Raw genomic sequence first — 19,295 nt, forward strand, 5'->3', positions numbered from 1 at the left:
GAGGCGCTCGGAGCGGCGGGACGCCCGGGCGGGATGTCCGGCACGGGGCTGCTGTTCGCGTTCTCGGCCTACCTGCTCTGGGGTGCGATGCCCCTCTACTTCATCGCGATGGCGCCGGCCTCGCCGTTCGAGATCGTCGCGTTCCGGGTGCTCTTCTCGCTCGTCTTCTGCGTGATCCTGCTCACGGTCCTCCGCGGCTGGCGCTCCTTCGGCGCGCTGCTGCGCCGCCCCCGCCTGCTCGGCGTGATGGCGATCGCGGGCGTGCTCATCTACGTCAACTGGCAGGTCTACGTGATCGCCACGACCACGGGCCACGTCATCGAGGCGGCCCTGGGCTACTTCATGAACCCGCTGGTCACGGTGCTGCTGGGCGTCCTGGTGCTGCGCGAGCGCCTCCGGCCCCTGCAGTGGGCCGCGATGGGCGTCAGCGCGGTCGCGGTGCTGGTCATCGCGGTGGGCTACGGATCCTTCCCGTGGATCTCGCTCGCCCTCGCCTTCTCGTTCGGCCTCTACGGCCTGGTGAAGAGCCGCGTCGGCGGCACGGTGGACGCGGTCGGCGGGCTGACGCTCGAGACGCTCTGGCTGACGCCGCTCGCCGTGGTGCAGCTGGCGGTCGTCGGCTCCACGGTGGGGCTGACCCTGACGACGGAGGGGACGGGGCACGCCCTCATCCTCGCCTCGGCCGGGATCGTCACGGCCGTCCCGCTGCTCCTGTTCGCGGGCGCCGCCCGGCGCCTCCCGCTGTCGATCGTCGGCTTCGTGCAGTACCTGACGCCGTTCCTGCAGTTCCTCGTCGGGGCCTTCGTCCTGCACGAGGAGATGCCGCTCGAGCGCTGGATCGGCTTCGCGCTGGTGTGGGCCGCCCTGGCGATCTTCTCAGGCGACCTCGTCGCCGCGGAGCGCAGACGGCGCCGATCCTCCGTCTGATCTGCGGAACGCGTCGTCCTGGCGCGGCGCGACAGCGGAATGGTAACGATCCGGTCGCGAAACGTATTGGTAACACCCCTGTATTGTTCACGGCTGCTTCGAAGGTTAGGTTGGCCGAGCGGTTGCCACCGGCGCCGCTCCCACTGACACACACCTCTCAAGGAGCAACATGGGCGTTTACGCGAAGGCCGGCTCGGCCCGCGCGCGGTCCCTCCGGGCAACCCTCGGCGGCGTCGCCATTCTGGGCGCCAGCGCTCTCGTCCTCGCCGGCTGCGCCGGCGGCGGCGACAGCGGATCGAGCGGCGACAGCGGCTCGGGCGACCTGTCCCTCAAGATCGGCACGATCCTCCCGCAGACCGGCACCCTCGCCGTCCTCGGCCCGCCCGAGATCGCGGGCGTCGACCAGGCGGTCGTCGACATCAACGACGCCAAGGCCGGCATCACGATCGACGTGGAGCAGAAGGACTCGGGCGACACCACGACCGACATCGCGACGCAGTCGGCCACGTCCCTCATCGCCGACAACGTCTCCGCCATCATCGGCGCGGCGTCCTCGGGCGTCTCGAAGACCTTCATCGACCAGGTGACCCAGGCGGGCGTCGTCCAGATCTCGCCGGCCAACACCTCGCCGGACTTCACGACCTACGACGACGACGGCTACTACTGGCGCACCGCTCCCTCGGACGTGCTCCAGGGCCGAATCCTCGGCAACAAGATCCTCGGCGACGGCAAGACCAACGTCTCGATCCTGTACATGAACGACGCGTACGGCACCGGCCTCGAGAAGAACATCAAGGAGACCCTCGAGGCGGGCGGAGCATCCGTCGCGGCCGAGGAGATCTTCGAGCCGGCCTCGACCGACTTCAACTCGGCGCTGACCTCGGTCCTCGCCCCGAACCCCGACGCGCTGGTCGTCATCTCGTTCGACGAGATCAAGACCATCGCGGAGCAGCTCTCGGCCAAGGGCTTCGACTTCTCGAAGCTCTACGGCACGGACGGCAACTACGGCGTCATCGGCGAGTCCGACACCAACGTCGACATCGCCGGCGCCCAGTTCACCAACCCGGGCGTCCAGGCGTCCGAGGACTTCCAGGGCAAGCTGCAGTCGCTCGTCGAGTCGCAGGGCAACGACGCGCTGACCGTGTTCAGCTATGCGCCGGAGTCGTACGACGCCACGGTCCTGACCGCTCTCGCCGCGCTCCAGGGCAAGGCGACGGACGGTGCGACCATCCGCGACAACCTCATGTCGGTCTCGGAGGGCGGCACCAAGTGCACGACCTTCGCCGACTGCGCGAAGCTCATCGCCGACGGCGAGGACGTCGACTACGACGGCCTCTCCGGCCCGATCTCGTTCGACGAGAACGGCGACACCAGCGAGGCCTCGGTCTCGATCTACAAGTACGGCACGGGCAACACCACCTCCTTCGAGGAGACCGTCGAGGGTTCGCTGAACTGACGACGCGGTGACGCGGCTCCTGCCGCATCCCTGAGGGGCTCGGTCTTCGGACCGGGCCCCTCCGCCGTTCCCGGAGCGGAGAGCAGGAGACGCGCCGGTCGTGCGGACGCAGCGAGGCGCGGCGGTCGTCCGGGAGGGTGGCCGCTGTCGGGTGCGGGCGGACGGCTCCGCGGCGTCCAGGGCCCGGCGTGGCGTCGAGGAGCCACCCGGGAGGAGGAGCGGCTCTGACGGCCTGTACGCGCCTCCGAGCGCCTCTCCCGGCCTCGAGGGGGCGCCCTGCCGAACCGCGGGCGGGAGCGACGACGTCGAGCGGGAACGCAGAAGCGCGCGCCCTCCAGTGGGAGGACGCGCGCTCGTGGAGTACGGAGGGCCTAGGAGGCGCGGAGCAGCTCCGCCTCCTGCGCCAGGCGGTACGTGACGAAGGAACGGCTGTAGTTGCGGCGCTTGCCGCCGGTGGTCTCGGCGATGACGACCTGGGCGTAGACGCCGACGACGCGCCAGCGCTCGTAGTCGCCGATCGCACCGGTGCCGAAGCCGGCTCCGAGTTCCACAGGGGCGGGGGTGTATCTCTTCATGGTCGGCTCCTTCGAGGCGGACGACGCGGCGCTCGAGGCGCTGCAGGGAGGGGAGGAGATCGGCGGCCGATCGCGGTCCCTACCGGGGGAGAGGGGAGCGGGACGTCCCCCTGCAGGGCGGTCCCGTGTACCCAAAACTACGGCAGGCAGGGCGATATCCTGTCCCCCTCGTGGGTGTCGCTGGTGCGGAGAGACTCTCGCTGTCCTGCCCTCGTCCCGCGGACAGGAGACCGAGGGTCTGGCCCGCCGTTCCGCCGACTTCCCGGGGGTTCGGCGGGCATCGCGGAGAGACCGGTGAAGGCCTGTCCGCGCCGGGAGAGCGGCCCCCCCCCGCCTCCCTTCTGCGGCACCCCGTGCCGGCGCGTCTCCGGGCACCGAGCCGCCTGCCTTCCCGCCCTGCTCGGAGTGGTCTCCGAGCCGCCCGGCGCCCTGCGCGAGCGGCCCCGCCTCCGCCCCGGAGCCGCACCGGCCCCTCGGCCCGCTCGCGCCCGCTCCGCGCCCCGGCAACGACGAAGGGCCCGCCGTCCGGAGACGACGGGCCCTTCGCAGCGGGGGTCAGCCGCCGACGGTCGGGGTGCTCGTGGTGACCTCGTTGGTCGTCGCGAGCGTGCCCAGGTAGAGCTCGATGACCTTCGGATCGTTCATCAGCTCCCGGCCCGCGCCCTCGTAGGCGTCGCGGCCCTGGTCGAGGACGTAGCCGCGGTCGCAGATCTGCAGCGCCCGCCGCGCGTTCTGCTCGACGATCATGATCGAGACGCCCGCGCGGTTGATCCGCTGCACGTTGACGAAGGTCTCGTCCTGCCGCATCGGGGACAGGCCGGCGCTGGGCTCGTCGAGCAGCAGCATCGACGGGTCCATCATCAGAGCCCGCGACATCGCCACCATCTGGCGCTCACCGCCCGAGAGCGACCCCGAGCGCTGCTTGAGCCGCTTGCTGAGCTCCGGGAAGAGCTCGGTGACGAACTCGAGCCGCTCCTTGTACAGCTTCGGCTTCTGGTACATGCCCATCTCGAGGTTCTCCTCGATGGTGAGCGACGGGAAGACGTTGTTGTTCTGCGGCACGAAGCCCACGCCCTTGGACACCAGCTTGTCGGCCTTGAGGCCGGTGATGTCCTCGCCGTTCAGCAGGACGGTGCCCTGGCGGATGTTGACCAGGCCGAACATCGCCTTCAGCAGCGTCGACTTGCCTGCACCGTTCGGGCCGATGATCCCGACGAGCTCGCCGCGCTTCACGTAGACGTTCGAGCCGTTGAGGATGTTGACCCCCGGCACGTAGCCCGCGTGCAGGTCGTGCGTCTCGAGGGTGTTCGGAGTCGTCGTGTCGGCGGTCATCTCTCGTCCTTCTCGAATTCGACGGCCGGGGCGTCGGTCGTCGGGGCGACGCTCGTCGGCGCGGAGGCCGACGGGGACGCCGTTCCGGCGGCCGGAGCGTCGTGGCCGGGCGTCGGGACGCCGGCCTGCTCCGCCTGCCGCTCCACGTCCTCGCGGACGAGGTCGGAGTCCATCTCCTCGGCGATCTCGAGCTGGCCCTCGATCGTGCCCAGGTCGGTGTCGTGGTGCGCGCCCAGGTACGCGTCGATGACGGCCGGGTCGTTCATCACGGTCGAGGGCGGGCCCTCGGCGACGACCTTGCCCTCGGCCATCACGATCACCCAGTCGGCGATCGTGTTGACCATGTGCATGTCGTGCTCGACGAAGAGCACGGTCATGCCCTCGTCCTTCAGGTTCACGATGTGACCCAGGAGCGACTGCGTCAGCGCCGGGTTCACCCCGGCCATCGGCTCGTCGAGCATGACGAGCTCGGGCTCCGACATCAGCGCCCGCGCCATCTCGAGCAGCTTCTTCTGGCCGCCCGACAGGCTCGACGCGTAGTCGTCCCGCTTCGTGTCCAGCTTGAACTTCTCGAGCAGGCGGATCGCGCGCTGCTCGATCGAGTCCTCCTCCTTCGACCACAGCGGGCGGATGAGCGAGGTGAAGATGTTCTCGCCCTTCTGCCCCTTCGCGCCGAGCAGCATGTTCTCGAGCACCGTCATGCCGCCGAGCGCCTTGGTGAGCTGGAACGTGCGCACCATGCCCATCCGCGACACCCGGTAGGCCGGGACGTTGGCGAGGTTCTTGCCCTTGAAGTTCCACTTGCCGGTGTTGGGCTTGTCGAAGCCCGTCAGCAGGTTGAAGAACGTGGTCTTGCCGGCCCCGTTCGGGCCGATCAGGGCGGTGATGGATCCGCGGGGGATCTCGAGGTGCTCGACGTCGACCGCGGTCAGGCCGCCGAAGCGGCGGCTGACGTTGTCGGCGACGACGATGGGGTCCTTCTTCCTGACCCCGGGGACGATTGCTTCCTCGGTGATGTCCGAGACCGGCGTCTTAGGCAAAGTGCAGATCCTTCTTCTTGCCGAAGATCCCCTGGGGTCTGAAGATCACCAGGAGCATGAGGGCTACCCCCACCACGATGAACCGGATGGGTCCGGTCTGCACGGTGGTGAGGCGGATGAGGTCGTTGTTGAGGACCCCGGTGTCGATCCCGAGCGTGAGCAGTCCGTCGGTCAGACCGAGGACGACCCAGAAGATGATCGAGCCGACGACGGGTCCGAAGACCGTCGCGGCGCCGCCCAGCAGCATGATCGTGTAGAGGAAGAACGTGAGCTGGGTGCCGTAGTTGTCGGGCTGGAGCGAGCGGGGGAGGATGAACAGCGCTCCTGCGAGGCCTCCGAGCACGCCGCCCAGGATGAGCGCCTGGATCTTGTACGAGAAGACGTTCTTGCCGAGCGAGCGCACGGCGTCCTCGTCCTCGCGGATGCCCTTGATGACGCGGCCCCAGGGGCTGCGCATCAGGAGGAACACCAGGAGGCAGGCCAGGAGCACGAGGCCCCAGCCGACGATCCGCACCCACCACTGGTCCTGGCTGTAGGTGAGGACGCCGATGCCCCAGCGGCCCTCGGGGAGCGGGTTGAGGTCGTTGAACGCCTTCGCCGCGCCGTTGATGCCCTCCGAGCCGCCGGTGATCGCCGAGAACTCGGGGGTCTTGACCGAGAGCCGGATGATCTCCGCCGCCGCGATCGTCACGATCGAGAGGTAGTCGGCCCGCAGCCGGAGCGTCGGGATGCCCAGGATGAGCGCGAAGACGGTCGCCGCGACGATCGTCGCGAGGAAGGAGCCCCAGACGGGCCATTCGAACTTGACCGAGGTGATGGCGAAGGCGTAGCCGCCCACTGCCATGAAGCCGGCCTGTCCGAAGTTGAGCAGCCCCGTGAATCCGAAGTGGATGACCAGGCCGATGGTCGCCAGCGCGTACGCGGCGACAGTGGGATCGACGATCTGCCCGATCGCCAGCCAGATGAAGTTGAGGTTCATGGTGTCCTAGCCGATCCGTTCCTTGCGGCCCAGGATTCCCTGCGGCCTGACCAGGAGGATGATGATCATGAGAACGAGCGGAGCCACGTACTTGAGGTTCTCCGGGATCCAGATCGTCGAGATGTTCATCATCAGTCCGATGATGAGCGAGCCGACCAGCGCGCCGTAGGCGGAGCCGAGTCCGCCGAGCGTGATCGCCGCGAAGATCAGCAGCAGGATCGACGCTCCCGTGTCCCAGCGCAGCGACTGGTAGTAGCCGATGTAGACGCCCGCCAGCGCGGCGAGAGCGCCCGACATCACCCAGACGACGCGGATGACGCGCTCGACGTTGATGCCCGAGGCGGAGGCGAGGGCCCGGTTGTCCGAGACCGCCCGCATCGCCTTGCCGATCTTCGTCTTCGTGAGGACGTAGGCCACGGCGACGATGCAGACGACGCCGACGACGGCGCCGACGATGTCGGTGAACTTCAGGCTGATCCCGAGCTCCGGCACCGTGAAGAACGGAGCGGTGCTGTTGGGGAGCGAGAGGCGGTCGGCTCCGAAGAAGAAGACGAACACGTAGCGCAGCGCCAGCGAGAGGCCGATCGTCACGATCATCAGCGGGATGAGCTGGATGCCCTTCTTCCGCAGCGGCTTCCAGAGCAGTCCGTCCTGGACGAAGCCGAAGGCCCCGCCGAGGATCACCGCGATCGGGATGGCCAGCAGCGCCGGGAGTCCGAAGACCCCGGAGAAGAGGTACGCCATCAGTGCGCCGAAGGTGACCAGCTCGCCGTGGGCGAAGTTGTTCAGGCCGGTCACGCCGTAGATCAGCGAGGCGCCGATCGCCGCGAGGGCGATCAGGAGCCCGAAGATCAGTCCGGTGACGACCTTCGGCCAGAAGATGATCCAGAACGTGTCGGCCGACACCGGCTGGTTCACCGCGTTGGACGTCCCGTCGGGGTTCGTCGCGTCGTTGCCGGTCGTGCCCTCGGTCGCGGGGCTCGTCGGAGCCGCGGAGTCCGTCGGGACCGGGACGGTCGCTCCGGAGCCCTTCGGGTTGGCCGTCGAGACGATGAAGTTCACGATCTGGTTCTGCGAGGCGACGATCTTCACCTGCTTCGGGTTCTGACCCGCGGCGGGGTAGCCCTTGTCGGCGGGCAGGGACTCCTCGTCGACGGTCACCGTGTAGGTGCCCGCGGCGTCGAGGGGGAACGTGGCCCGGCCGTCCTCGCCGGTGGTCACGGTCGCGGAGGCGTCGCCGCCGATCTCGACGGTCACCCCCGTCAGGTTCTCGTTCGTCCCCTGCACGCGGACCCAGGCGATGATCGACTGGTCGGCGGTGGTGGCGGCGAGTGCGGCGGGGGCCGCCGCGGCGATCCCGGTGAGGGTCGCGGCGAGCAGACCCAGGGCCAGGAGCCGGTCTCGGAGCCTCGGGCGTCTCCTATCCACGGGGCGCCTCCCGGTCCGTCGGATGCAGGGTCGTCGAGCGCTGGCGGCGCATCGAACGGCTGGCTGTGAGCAAGACGTCTACCTCTCGTCAGGGTGCACAGACGGATGGGGTCTCCGGGCACGCCCGAATCGCCGTCGTCAAACAACGTTGGTTGACCATACGTTCCGCATATGTCGGCGGTGTTTCACCGTCCGCACTTACGCGTGACGACATTATGAGGGAGAGGAGAGCGCTCCAGCGCCCATCCGCGGCCCGGCGGCCGCGCCGTCGAGGAATACCGCGAGCCTCACGGCGCTTAAGATCGAACAACCGTGGCGCTCGTGAGCGGACTCCTCCCGTCCTCTCCGGGCTCCCGCACTCGACCTGCTAAGGGGCATTGATGGACCAGCCGGATCCCTTCGGATTCCTCGGACTCACCTACGACGACGTCATGCTCCTCCCGGGGCACACCGACGTCATCCCGAGCGAGGCCGACACGGCCTCCCGTCTCACCAAGCGCATCAGCGTGGCGACCCCGTTGCTCTCCGCGGCGATGGACACCGTCACCGAGGCGCGCATGGCGATCGCGATGGCCCGCCAGGGCGGCCTCGGCGTCCTGCACCGCAACCTCTCGATCGCCGACCAGGCCGACCAGGTCGACCGGGTGAAGCGGAGCGAGTCGGGCATGGTCTCGAACCCCGTCACCACCACCCCGGACGCCACCGTCGCCCAGGTCGACGACCTCTGCGGCCAGTACCGGATCAGCGGCCTCCCCGTCGTCGACTCCACCGGCGTGCTCGTGGGCATCATCACCAACCGCGACATGCGCTTCGTCTCGCCGTTCGAGAAGGCGACCACGCTCGTCCGCGACGTGATGACCAGAACCGGCCTGATCACGGGCCGCGTCGGCATCCCCGACAGCGAGGTCATCGCCCTCTTCGCGCAGCACAAGATCGAGAAGCTACCGCTCGTCGACGCGCAGGGCAAGCTCGCCGGCCTCATCACGGTCAAGGACTTCGACAAGTCGGAGCAGTACCCCAACGCCACGAAGGACGACGAGGGCCGCCTCCGGGTCGGCGCCGCGATCGGCTTCTTCGGCGACGCCTGGCAGCGCGCCACCGCCCTGCTCGACGCGGGCGTCGACGTGATCGTCGTCGACACCGCCAACGGCGACTCCGCCGGCGTGCTCGACATCATCCGCCGCCTGAAGTCCGACTCCGCCTTCGCCGGCGTCGACGTCATCGGCGGCAACGTCGCGACCCGCTCCGGGGCGCAGGCCCTCGTCGACGCGGGCGCCGACGCCATCAAGGTCGGCGTCGGCCCCGGCTCGATCTGCACCACCCGCGTCGTCGCCGGCGTCGGAGTCCCGCAGGTCACCGCGGTCTACGAGGCGTCCCTCGCCGCGCGCGAGTCCGGCGTGCCCGTGATCGCCGACGGCGGCCTCCAGTACTCCGGCGACATCGCCAAGGCGCTCGTCGCCGGCGCCGACACCGTGATGCTCGGCTCGCTCCTCGCGGGCTGCGAGGAGAGCCCCGGCGACCTCGTGTTCCAGAACGGCAAGCAGTTCAAGACCTACCGCGGGATGGGCTCCCTCGGCGCCCTGCAGACCCGCGGCGAGCGGACCTCCTACTCGAAGGACCGCTACTTCCAGTCCGACGTGCCCACCGACGACAAGCTGATCGCCGAGGGCATCGAGGGCCAGGTGCCCTATCGCGGCCCGCTCGCGAACGTGGCGTACCAGCTCGCCGGCGGGCTCCGCCAGTCGATGTTCTACGTCGGAGCGCGCACCATCCCCGAGCTGAAGGAGCGCGGGAAGTTCGTGCGCATCACGGCGGCCGGGCTGAAGGAGTCGCACCCGCACGATGTGCAGATGGTGGTGGAGGCGCCGAACTACCGGCGCTGAGAGGTCTGGTGGGGCCGGCGGCGGATCGGGATCGCGGCCCCTCTGCCCGATGGGCCTGCGGCCCATACGCCCACCACGCCGGAGGGGCCGCGATCCCGATCCGCCGCCTCCCTCCGGGAGACGAGCACCGGTCCTCGGCTGAGGAGCGGGAGGCGCAGCGCGAGCGGCGCGGGGCGCCGCCGCGACTGCGGGGGAGGGCTTCCGCCTTTGCCGACGCGGGGGAGTGGTCGTGTGCCGCGCGCGAGCGCGACGGAGTGGGGACGGGCTTCCCGCGTTGCAGCGAATCGTGGTGGCGGCCGCGCTGGCTCCACCTGCTGGTGGTGTGCGCCCGCTCGCGTCGATCGCGGCCTGGTGCGGAGCCCGGTGGGAGCGGTGACCGACGATCGTTCCGTCGGATCGTCGAGGCGCGGGCGTACGCCTCTGCGGAAAGTGGCCACTCGCCCGGGCCGATCGCGGGCAAGCGATCAGGGCGTCCCGTGCAAGGAGGGAGAGATGACCGGCTATCCGCTTTCCAGCGGATCGGCGTAGCGCGGACGCGACCCGCTTTGCGGAACGCGACCGCCCGCTCGGGCCGACCGCGGGCGAGCGGAGCGAGGAGCGAGCCACGGCTGACACCGCTCAGCGGTGACCGGCGATCCGCGTGCGAGCGGATCGTCGTAGCGCGGACGCGGGACGCTCTGCGGAACGGGACCGCCCGCTCGGGCCGACCGCGGGCGAGCGGCGAGCGGCGAGCGGAGCGAGGAGCGAGCCACGGCTGACGCCGCTCAGCGGTAACCGGCGATCCGCGTGCGAGCGGATCGTCGTAGCGCGGACGCGACCCGCTCCGCGGACCGCGACCATCCGCTCGGGCCGACCGCGGGCGAGCGACGAGCGGAGCGAGGAGCGAGCCACAGTAAACTCAGCGTCATGGAGATCGAGATCGGGCGCGCCAAGCGCGCCCGCCGCGCGTACGCCTTCGACGACATCGCCGTCGTCCCGAGCCGCCGGACGCGCGACCCCGAGGTCGTGTCGGTGAAGTGGTCGATCGACGCGTACCAGTTCGCGACGCCGATCCTCGCCGCGCCGATGGACTCGGTGGTGTCGCCGGCGACGGCGATCCGGCTCGGGCATCTGGGGGCGCTGGGCGTCCTCGACCTCGAGGGTCTGTGGACGCGGTACGAGGACCCGGAGCCGCTGCTCGAGGAGATCCGCCGGCTTCCGGCCGAGACCGCGACGCAGCGGATGCAGGAGATCTACTCCGCTCCGATCCGCCCCGAGCTGGTGACCGCGCGCCTGGCCGAGATCCGCGCCGCGGGCGTGACCGTCGCCGGGGCCCTGTCGCCCCAGCGGACCGCGGAGCTGTACCAGACCGTCGTCGACGCCGGGGTCGACGTGTTCGTCATCCGCGGCACGACCGTCTCGGCCGAGCACGTCTCGCGCGATACCGAGCCGCTGAACCTCAAGAAGTTCATTTACGAGCTCGATGTGCCCGTCATCGTCGGCGGCGCCTCCACCTACACCGCGGCCCTGCACCTCATGCGCACGGGCGCCGCGGGCGTCCTCGTCGGGTTCGGCGGCGGTGCCGCCTCCACCACTCGCACGACGCTCGGCATCCAGGCTCCGATGGCGACCGCGGTCGCCGATGTCGCCGGCGCTCGCCGCGACTACCTCGACGAGTCGGGCGGACGCTACGTGCACGTCATCGCGGACGGCGGCCTCGGCACCTCCGGCGACATCGTGAAGGCCGTCGCGGTGGGCGCGGACGCCGTGATGCTCGGCTCGGCGCTGGCGCGCGCGACCGACGCTCCCGGCGGTGGCTGGCACTGGGGCGCGGAGGCGCACCACCCGCAGCTGCCGCGCGGCCGCCGCGTCGAGGTCGGCACCGTCGGCACCCTCGAGCAGGTCCTCTACGGCCCGGCCACCGGCGCCGACGGCACGGCGAACCTCATCGGCGCCCTGCGCCGCTCGATGGCGACGACCGGCTACTCCGACCTCAAGGAGTTCCAGCGGGTCGAGGTCGTCGTCGCGCCGTACCAGCCCAGCTGACGCTCACCGACCGAGGCGATCCTGACCGTCGAGGCCGCCGCGAACAGCGGGCTCCCTCGACGGCCCGGGGGTCCCTGGACGCGGCGGACGCCGGCGCGGGTCGGCCGGACGGGCTGGCGTCGTAGGCCTCGCGCCAGCCCGGCGGACGACGCTACGGACCCGCGCGCGCGGATCCGGTCTTCCCGGCGAGAAGCACGTGCTCGGGCGAGCGGCCCCCGAGGAACGCCGGGTCGGTTCGGATCGACGGCGGTCTGCGCCATATCCGAGACGGCGCGTCCGTCGATCAGTGCGGGTGGGGGCGGACGCGCGCTCCGCGACGCCGTTCCACGTCCGGCTGCCCAGGTCCGTCGCCCCTCGACATGCACGGTCTCCGCGAGCGGCTCGACCAAGAGGAGTCCCGGACCGCCGCCGCCGACTCGCGGAGGACGAAGGGCGCGCTCCAGGTCGCGGCCACGGCGTCGATCCGCGCCCGCTGCCGCTCGTCCGCGGAGGCCCCCGCCCACTCGCCGGTCCGCGCGTACCGCGGCGCAGCCGCACGGACTCGTCCGACCGGCGGCACGCCCCGTCTCGATAGATCCCCACTGCTCGCTTCCGCCCCCCTTCCCTCCCTCCGCTCCCTCTGTGGAGACTCCCCCCACCACCTGTGGGCAGCGAGGGAACGCAGCACCGCCGAGCCCGCCGGGAACCGCGGGATCCCTCGACGGGTCGGGGTTCCCTCGGCAGGAGGGCTCCGCACGCGCCTAAGCTGGAAGTCCCGAGTGGGAGCGCCGCACGGCGCGGAGGGAGCACGCATGGTCGAGGTCCGCAGGGTCAAACTGCCCGGTGTCGGCGTTCTGCACACGTTCCTGACGGCCGACGGCGGCAAGGTCGGGGTCATCGCCCACCGCTCCGGCCACAGCGACCTGATCACGTTCGCCGAGGGCGACCAGGACGGCGCCAAGGTGTCCCTCCGCCTGAGCGACGACGAGGCGCACACCCTCGCCGAGCTCCTCGGCGGCACGCAGATCACGGAGTCGCTGACCGCGCTCGACCAGATCCCGGGCCTCTCGATCGACTGGTTCACCGTCGACTACGACGACCACATCGCCGGACAGCAGCTCGGCAAGCCCGCCGACCGAGGGATCGTCGGGCTGACCGTCGTCGCCGTGGTCCGGGGCGACGCCGCCAATCCGGCGCCGGCCCCCGACTTCCGCGTCTTCCCCGGCGACACCCTCGTGGTCGCCGGCAGCCCCGAGAAGGTCGCCAAGGCGTTCGCGTTCTTCCGCACCGGCAGCTTCGCCAAGACGGTCGACGCCCCGCCCGGAGCCTGAGGATGCACCACGGCGAAGACCTCATCGTCCTCGGCGTCCTGTTCGTCGTCGCCTACGTCCTCGGCCGGCTGGGGAGGACGATCGGGCTCCCGGCCATCCCGATCTACATGGTCGTCGGGCTCCTCGCGAGCCCGAACTTCCACCTCTTCCCACTCGACTTCGAGTCGAGCTACATCGAGCTGACCGCGGTCTTCGGGCTGATACTCCTGCTGTTCAACCTCGGCCTGGAGTTCGACCAGGACGAGTTCTTCGGGAACGCCGGCCGCCTGATCCTCTCCGGCGGCTCCTACATCGCGGTCAACATGGCCGTCGGCCTCGGCTTCGGCTTCGCGCTGGGCTGGGGGAGCCGCGAGGCGCTGATCATCGCCGGCATCACGGCGACGAGCTCGAGCGCGATCGTCACCAAGCTGCTGATCGAGCTCAAGCGCCTGGCGAACCCCGAGACGCCGATGATCCTGGGCGTCACGGTCGTCGAGGACATCTTCATCGCGGTCTACCTGGCGATCGTGTCCGTGGTGCTCTCGGGCGAGACGGAGCCGTGGCCGGTGGTGCTCAAGCTCGTCATCGCGTTCGCGTTCCTCGTGGTGATGTTCGCGATCGCCCGCTGGGGCGGGAAGGTCGTCTCCCGCTTCTTCCGCACCCGCGACGACGAGCTGTTCACGATCCTGTTCTTCGGTCTCGCCATCCTGTTCGGCGGCATCGGCGAGGTCCTCGGAGTGACGGACGCGATCGGCGCGTTCCTGATCGGACTGGTCATCGGAGCGACGCGGTTCCGGTCGAGGGTCGAGCACATCGCGATCCCGCTGCGCGACGTGTTCGGAGCCTTCTTCTTCGTCAACTTCGGTCTCGGGCTGGATCCCGGTGCGTTCCCGAGCGTCGTGGTCCCGGTGCTGATCGCCGCGGTGATGACCATCGTCCTGAACCTCGGCGCGGGGCAGTTCGTCGCGTGGCTCAACAAGCTCGGACCGCGCGCGGGCCTGAACGCGGCGTTCATCCTGCACAACCGCGGCGAGTTCGCGCTCATCCTGGCGACGCTCTCGCTCTCGGCGGGGCTCGACGAGCGGATCCAGCCCTTCGCCGGCCTCTACGTGCTGATCATGGCGATCGTCGGGCCGATCCTCGCCTCGCGCTCCGAGAGCATCGGCGCGTTCCTCTCGCGGCGGCGGCACCGCCCGGCACCCGCAGCGGCCACGGCGATGGACGAGGAGGACTTCGCGCTCGTGGAGGCGGCGATGGCCGCGCCCGCCGTCTCCGCGGAGGAGGCCCCCGCTCCTCCGAGGCGCCCCGCGGAGCCGGACGAGCTCGACGACGAGTTCCCCGATCCGATGCGCCAGGCGCTCATCGACCAGGCGATGCAGCAGTCCGACGGCGCCGACGACGCCCGGCCCCGCCGCCCGAGGGAGCCCGACTACTGATCCCACGGAGCTCCCACACTCACGGGTTAGGCTCGATCCGGCCCGCGGGACACCGCACGGATCGAGGGCGGACGAGGGACGAATGACGCAGAGCACGGTCGGGCAGGTGGCCCGGCGCCCGCGCTGGATCGCCGCGCTGGCGCTCGCACTCCTGATCGCCGGGCTCTTCGCCGCGCTCGGGCAGTGGCAGGTCGGCCGCGCGGTCGAAGCCGCCGCGCCCGACTCCGGAGTGTCGGAGACGACGCTCCCGCTCGCCGAGGTCGCGACCCCCTCCCGCTCGATCACGGCGACCGCCGACGGACAGCGCGTGGAGGGCTCGTCCGTCTTCGTGCCGGGCGGTGCCGAGATCCTCGGCGGCCGCCTGAACGGCGAGCAGCCGGGCTGGTGGGTCATCGCCCGTACCCGCACCGCCGACGCCGACCTGGTGCTCGCCTACGGCTGGACGCAGGACGAAACGCAGGCGCAGTCCGTCGCGGACGCGCTCAACAGCGGGAGCGAGCAGGCGCCCTCCTCCTTCACCGGCCGCCTCGTGGCCAACGAGGCCGCGGAGGCGCCGGCGGAGGGCCTGGACCCCGCCACCCTCACCGCGCTCTCCGTCCCCGCGCTGATCAACCGCTGGCCGGATCCGCCGCAGGACGTCTACCAGGGTTACGTCGTCGTCGACGAGCCGGTCGCCGGCCTCGGGGCCATCGACTCCCCGGCGCGCGTGAGCGACGTCTCGCTGAACTGGCTCAACGTCTTCTACGCGATCGAGTGGGTCGTCTTCGCCGGCTTCGCCCTCTACCTCTGGTTCCGCCTCGTCAAGGACGCGTGGGAGCGCGAGGCAGAGGAGGCGCTCGACGCCGAGGAGCGCGCCCGCGCCGACCTGGGCGACCGGGCCGAGACCCCCGCCCCCGCACCGTAAACTGGTCGTCATGCCCCTCGAGCCCAAGCCCGCGCAGTTCCCTGCGATCCGGAGCGCGCTGCGCTTCTACCGGGTGACCTCGATCATCACCGGCGTGATGCTGCTCCTGCTCTGCGCGGAGATGCTCCTCAAGTACGTCTTCCACCTCGAGCTGTTCGCCTTCGGCCAGCAGGGCGTCCTGCACTTCGCCCCGATGTACGAGGTGCCCGGAGGCGAGTTCACGTCGAGCGGCACCGGCGCGAACCTGTCCACCGGCATCCTGATCGCGCACGGCTGGTTCTACGTCGTCTACCTCTTCGCCGACTTCCGCCTGTGGAGCCTCATGCGCTGGCCGTTCACGCGCTTCGTGCTCATCGCGCTCGGCGGCGTGGTGCCCACCCTCTCCTTCTTCGTCGAGTCCCGCATCGCCCGCGAGGTCGAGCAGTACCTCGAGCGCCGGACCGCCGGCACCGACCCGAAGACCCCGACCGACTCCGTGGAGGCCCCCCATTAGCGAGCAGCCCACCGCTCCCCAGCCGCACCTGGCCGCGCAGCCCGTCCTCGTCGTCGACTTCGGCGCGCAGTACGCGCAGCTGATCGCCCGCCGGGTCCGCGAGGCGAACGTCTACTCCGAGATCGTGCCCTCCAACGCCACGGCCGCCGAGATCGCCGCGAAGTCGCCCGTCGGCATCATCCTCTCGGGCGGCCCCTCCAGCGTGTACGAGGAGGGCGCCCCGCAGCTCGACCCCGCGATCTTCGACCTCGGGATCCCGGTCCTGGGCATCTGCTACGGCTTCCAGGTGATGGCGAAGACGCTCGGCGGCGAGGTCGCCAACACAGGGCTGCGCGAGTACGGAGCGACGGACGCCGCCCTCTCGACCGACGGTGGCGTGCTCCTCGGCGAGCAGCCCGCCGACCAGACGGTGTGGATGAGCCACGGCGACTCGGTCGCACAGGCGCCCGAGGGCTTCGAGGTCCTCGCCTCCACGAGCTCCACACCGGTCGCCGCCTTCGGCAACGACGAGCGCCGCCTCTACGGCGTGCAGTGGCACCCGGAGGTCAAGCACTCCGCCTTCGGCCAGGCCGTCATCGAGAACTTCCTCCACCGCGCCGCGGGCATCCCGGCCGACTGGAACTCCTCCAACGTGATCGACGACCAGGTCGCCGTGATCCGCGAGCAGGTCGGCACCGGACGCGTCATCTGCGGCCTGTCCGGCGGAGTCGACTCCGCCGTCGCCGCTGCGATCGTGCACCGCGCCATCGGCGACCAGCTCACCTGCGTCTTCGTCGACCACGGACTCCTCCGCAAGGACGAGCGCCGCCAGGTCGAGGAGGACTACGTCGCCGCGACCGGCGTCCGCCTGGTCACCGTCGACGCGCGCGAGCAGTTCCTCGACGCGCTCGCCGGCGTCAGCGACCCGGAGCAGAAGCGCAAGATCATCGGCCGCGAGTTCATCCGCACCTTCGAGGCCGCCGCCGAAGCGCTCGTGCTCGAAGCCCAGGGCGAGGGCGAGACGATCGACTTCCTCGTCCAGGGCACGCTCTACCCCGACGTCGTCGAATCCGGCGGCGGCACCGGCACCGCCAACATCAAGTCCCACCACAACGTCGGCGGACTCCCCGAGGACCTGCAGTTCGCGCTCGTCGAGCCGCTCCGCACTCTCTTCAAGGACGAGGTCCGCGCGATCGGCCGCGAGCTCGGCCTCCCCGAGGTCATCGTCGGCCGCCAGCCCTTCCCCGGACCCGGCCTCGGCATCCGCATCGTCGGCGAGGTCACCCAGGAGCGGCTCGATCTCCTCCAGGACGCCGACGCCATCGTCCGCGCCGAGCTCACCGCCGCCGGCCTCGACACCGAGATCTGGCAGTGCCCCGTCGTCCTCCTCGCCGACGTCCGCTCCGTCGGAGTCCAGGGCGACGGCCGCACCTACGGCCACCCCATCGTCCTGCGCCCCGTCTCCTCGGAAGACGCGATGACCGCCGACTGGACCCGCCTGCCCTACGACCTCCTCGCCCGCATCTCCAACCGCATCACCAACGAGGTGAGCGGCGTGAACCGGGTGGTGCTGGATGTGACGTCCAAGCCCCCCGGCACCATCGAGTGGGAGTGATTCCGCGGGTCTCTGCACGGTCATCTGCGGCGTTGTCGGCCGTTGCGATACCTCCGGTATCGCGCCCTTCTCCGCCTTGCAGCTGACCGCGCGGAGACCCGCGGAACGTCAGGAACGGCTCCCTTCGAAGGGGGCCGTTTCTTGTTGAGGGGAGCGGGTGCGGAACGAGCCCCTGCGGGGCCGTTCCTGGGTGCAGGTAGAGGGGAACGAGCCCCTGCGGGGCCGTTCCTGGGTGCAGGTCGGGGAACGAGCTCAGGTGGCTGTTCAGGGAACGGGTGGCCGCGGTGCGGCCGGGGGATCGGTGAGGGGTGACCGGTGCCTGGCGAGGCATACCGAGTGGCGGTCAGGGGTTCGAGGCCCTGCGGGGACGTTCCGGGGGTGCCGATCGAGAGGCGGGCTTCTGCCGGGTGGTCGGGGAACGCGGGTCTGCGCTGGTCCGGGGGCCGTGGTGCAGGCGGAGGCGGCAGGCTCGCGAGCGCGGGTCAGGCGGGGGTGTCGAGCACGCCGATGAAGCGGGTGCCGATGCCGTCGTACTCGTCGCGGCGGTGGCCCTCGGGGTGGTGCGGCCAGGAGGCGGGGGAGTGGTCCTCGCAGACGAGGAACGTGAACTCGGGCCACCACTTCTTCGGGCGGGCGGCCTCGGAGCGGCCGCAGACGGCGCAGTCGAGGGTCACCCACACGGGACGCCTGCCGGTGCGGTTCGCGCGCGACTGGACGAGCCAGGCGGGCGGATCCTGCTCGAGGGCGGCGAGCTCCTCCTCCGACAGACGGGTGGGGATGCCGTGCCGCGTCGCCATCTCGAGGGGGATGTCGAGGCGCTGAGCGGCCTCGCGACGCGTGATCATCCGGCCACCCTAACCCAGCGCCGCGCGTGGACCCCGAGGTCGCAGCGACGCGCGCGCGAGCAGCCACTCCAGCGGGCCCTGCCCCACGAGCCGCCTCCAGAGGAGAGCGGCGACGATCGAGCCGACCACGAAGACGCCGAGCAGCGTCCAGCTGCGCCACGCCTCGAAGTCGAACGGCTCGTACGGGACCAGGTACACCGCCAGCGCCACGAGCTGCAGCGAGTAGATCGTCAGCGGCATCGCACCGACGGCCGCGATCGGAGTCGCCGCCCGTGCCAGGAGCGGCAGCCGCTGCAGCAGAGCCGTCAGCGCGCCGAGGACCACGCAGGCGACCCCGCCCGCCCCGAGGAGCTCGGCGGTGGTGCTGGCGTGCGCCTCCACCGCCTCCGGACCCCCGAGCAGCAGCCCGCCGCCGTAGCCGAGCACGGCCGAGACGGCGCCGCCGACGACGACCCAGCGCTGGGTGGTCGCGGACCGGACGTCGCAGCGCGCGATCAGGAGGCCGAGCACCACGTACGCCAGCCACGACGGCACCGGGTAGTACTGGGTGAGCCAGATGAGGGGCTGCGCGGCCAGGAGCGCCTCGTCGGGCGACAGGGTCGAGAGCCAGGAGCCGCCGGCGCTCGTCAGCGCGTCGACCGCGAGGGGCCCGGCGATCGCCGCGACCGCGACCAGCACGGCGAGGACCGCCCGCGGCAGGAAGAGCAGCAGCGCCGCGACGAGGAACATCACCCCGTAGTGCGGCAGAATCACCGCGATCGGCGTCCCGAGCAGGGTGAGGGCGACGCCGATGACGAGCAGGTACAGCCCGCGGAGCAGGATCGATCCCGTGTCGTGCCAGGGCCGCGAGGAGCGCTGTGATCCGCCCGTCATCAGCCCGATCGACACTCCCGCCAGCACGGCGAAGAGGACGGAGCTGCGGCCGTTCCAGAGCATCTCGCTCTCGACCGGGGCGAGGTGGGCGGCGAACATGCCGAGGACGGCCAGGCCGCGAGCGACGTCGAGGCCGACGATCCGGGAGTCTGCGGCGCTCATCCCTCCATCGTGCCAGGCGCTCCCGGCAGTGCACCGGGAACGACGCTGGGGCCG

General features: G+C 70.8%; 16 protein-coding genes. 9 read left to right on the plus strand and 7 right to left on the minus strand.

The window, feature by feature from the left end; genetic code table 11:
* Positions 1–33 precede the first annotated feature (33 nt).
* On the plus strand, positions 34–927 hold the full coding sequence (rarD, locus tag C5C56_RS10835; protein ID WP_104224726.1) for an EamA family transporter RarD: 894 nt from the start codon (positions 34–36) through the stop codon (positions 925–927).
* 169 nt (positions 928–1,096) lie between these two features.
* A complete protein-coding gene (locus C5C56_RS10840; protein WP_104234163.1) occupies positions 1,097–2,383 on the plus strand; it encodes an ABC transporter substrate-binding protein in 1,287 nt (428 codons plus the stop codon).
* 371 nt (positions 2,384–2,754) lie between these two features.
* Here C5C56_RS10840 and C5C56_RS10845 read toward each other — a convergent pair whose 3' ends face one another.
* The 5 genes from C5C56_RS10845 to C5C56_RS10865 form a co-directional block, all read right to left on the minus strand.
* Positions 2,755–2,958, minus strand: coding sequence for a hypothetical protein (locus C5C56_RS10845; RefSeq protein ID WP_146076626.1), 204 nt, complete (start codon positions 2,956–2,958; stop codon positions 2,755–2,757).
* 555 nt (positions 2,959–3,513) lie between these two features.
* Positions 3,514–4,290, minus strand: a complete 777-nt coding sequence (locus C5C56_RS10850) for an ABC transporter ATP-binding protein (protein WP_104224729.1) — start codon at positions 4,288–4,290, stop codon at positions 3,514–3,516.
* Entirely contained in the window at positions 4,287–5,330 is a 1,044-nt protein-coding gene (locus C5C56_RS10855) for an ABC transporter ATP-binding protein (protein WP_104224730.1), read from the minus strand. Before C5C56_RS10855 ends, C5C56_RS10850 begins: the two co-directional genes overlap by 4 nt.
* Complete coding sequence (locus C5C56_RS10860; RefSeq protein ID WP_104224731.1) at positions 5,323–6,309, minus strand: branched-chain amino acid ABC transporter permease; 987 nt, start codon at positions 6,307–6,309, stop codon at positions 5,323–5,325. Before C5C56_RS10860 ends, C5C56_RS10855 begins: the two co-directional genes overlap by 8 nt.
* Before the next feature lie 6 nt (positions 6,310–6,315).
* Complete coding sequence (locus tag C5C56_RS10865; RefSeq protein WP_104224732.1) at positions 6,316–7,737, minus strand: branched-chain amino acid ABC transporter permease; 1,422 nt, start codon at positions 7,735–7,737, stop codon at positions 6,316–6,318.
* Positions 7,738–8,117: 380 nt separating this feature from the next.
* Between C5C56_RS10865 and guaB the strand changes: the two genes are divergently transcribed.
* From guaB to guaA, 7 genes are all read left to right on the plus strand, one after another.
* A complete protein-coding gene (gene guaB / locus C5C56_RS10870; RefSeq protein ID WP_104319582.1) occupies positions 8,118–9,620 on the plus strand; it encodes an IMP dehydrogenase in 1,503 nt (500 codons plus the stop codon).
* Positions 9,621–10,526: 906 nt separating this feature from the next.
* Positions 10,527–11,645 (plus strand): GuaB3 family IMP dehydrogenase-related protein, encoded by a 1,119-nt coding sequence (locus tag C5C56_RS10875; protein ID WP_104224734.1) that lies wholly within the window; start codon positions 10,527–10,529, stop codon positions 11,643–11,645.
* A gap of 791 nt (positions 11,646–12,436) precedes the next feature.
* On the plus strand, positions 12,437–12,955 hold the full coding sequence (locus C5C56_RS10880) for a cation:proton antiporter regulatory subunit (protein ID WP_068256939.1): 519 nt from the start codon (positions 12,437–12,439) through the stop codon (positions 12,953–12,955).
* Between the two features lie 2 nt (positions 12,956–12,957).
* A complete protein-coding gene (locus tag C5C56_RS10885) occupies positions 12,958–14,370 on the plus strand; it encodes a cation:proton antiporter (protein WP_104234167.1) in 1,413 nt (470 codons plus the stop codon).
* 82 nt (positions 14,371–14,452) lie between these two features.
* Positions 14,453–15,274, plus strand: a complete 822-nt coding sequence (locus C5C56_RS10890; RefSeq protein ID WP_104319583.1) for an SURF1 family cytochrome oxidase biogenesis protein — start codon at positions 14,453–14,455, stop codon at positions 15,272–15,274.
* Between the two features lie 10 nt (positions 15,275–15,284).
* Positions 15,285–15,767, plus strand: a complete 483-nt coding sequence (locus tag C5C56_RS10895) for a DUF3817 domain-containing protein (RefSeq protein ID WP_104224737.1) — start codon at positions 15,285–15,287, stop codon at positions 15,765–15,767.
* 28 nt (positions 15,768–15,795) lie between these two features.
* Positions 15,796–17,361, plus strand: coding sequence for a glutamine-hydrolyzing GMP synthase (gene guaA, locus C5C56_RS10900; protein WP_104224738.1), 1,566 nt, complete (start codon positions 15,796–15,798; stop codon positions 17,359–17,361).
* 482 nt (positions 17,362–17,843) lie between these two features.
* On the opposite strand, the gene C5C56_RS10905 is transcribed toward guaA, so the two are convergent.
* Positions 17,844–18,206 carry a DUF5997 family protein gene (locus C5C56_RS10905; protein WP_104224739.1) on the minus strand — a complete coding sequence of 121 codons (363 nt, stop codon included), beginning with the start codon at positions 18,204–18,206 and terminating at the stop codon, positions 17,844–17,846.
* A gap of 9 nt (positions 18,207–18,215) precedes the next feature.
* Positions 18,216–19,241 (minus strand): DUF418 domain-containing protein, encoded by a 1,026-nt coding sequence (locus C5C56_RS10910; RefSeq protein WP_104273405.1) that lies wholly within the window; start codon positions 19,239–19,241, stop codon positions 18,216–18,218.
* Between the last annotated feature and the right edge of the window lie 54 nt (positions 19,242–19,295).

It is taken from the genome of Rathayibacter sp. AY1D1, assembly GCF_002932635.1.
GTDB lineage: Bacteria > Actinomycetota > Actinomycetes > Actinomycetales > Microbacteriaceae > Rathayibacter.

Bases quoted from the DNA above. Each gene is read 5' to 3' on its own strand.
- rarD (WP_104224726.1), top strand. From the start codon at position 34: ATGTCCGGCACGGGGCTGCTGTTCGCGTTCTCGGCCTACCTGCTCTGG.
- C5C56_RS10840 (WP_104234163.1), top strand. From the start codon at position 1,097: ATGGGCGTTTACGCGAAGGCCGGCTCGGCCCGCGCGCGGTCCCTCCGG.
- C5C56_RS10845 (WP_146076626.1), bottom strand. From the start codon at position 2,958: ATGAAGAGATACACCCCCGCCCCTGTGGAACTCGGAGCCGGCTTCGGC.
- C5C56_RS10850 (WP_104224729.1), bottom strand. From the start codon at position 4,290: ATGACCGCCGACACGACGACTCCGAACACCCTCGAGACGCACGACCTG.
- C5C56_RS10860 (WP_104224731.1), bottom strand. From the start codon at position 6,309: ATGAACCTCAACTTCATCTGGCTGGCGATCGGGCAGATCGTCGATCCC.
- guaB (WP_104319582.1), top strand. From the start codon at position 8,118: ATGGACCAGCCGGATCCCTTCGGATTCCTCGGACTCACCTACGACGAC.
- C5C56_RS10875 (WP_104224734.1), top strand. From the start codon at position 10,527: ATGGAGATCGAGATCGGGCGCGCCAAGCGCGCCCGCCGCGCGTACGCC.
- C5C56_RS10880 (WP_068256939.1), top strand. From the start codon at position 12,437: ATGGTCGAGGTCCGCAGGGTCAAACTGCCCGGTGTCGGCGTTCTGCAC.
- C5C56_RS10885 (WP_104234167.1), top strand. From the start codon at position 12,958: ATGCACCACGGCGAAGACCTCATCGTCCTCGGCGTCCTGTTCGTCGTC.
- C5C56_RS10890 (WP_104319583.1), top strand. From the start codon at position 14,453: ATGACGCAGAGCACGGTCGGGCAGGTGGCCCGGCGCCCGCGCTGGATC.
- C5C56_RS10895 (WP_104224737.1), top strand. From the start codon at position 15,285: ATGCCCCTCGAGCCCAAGCCCGCGCAGTTCCCTGCGATCCGGAGCGCG.
- C5C56_RS10905 (WP_104224739.1), bottom strand. From the start codon at position 18,206: ATGATCACGCGTCGCGAGGCCGCTCAGCGCCTCGACATCCCCCTCGAG.
- C5C56_RS10910 (WP_104273405.1), bottom strand. From the start codon at position 19,241: ATGAGCGCCGCAGACTCCCGGATCGTCGGCCTCGACGTCGCTCGCGGC.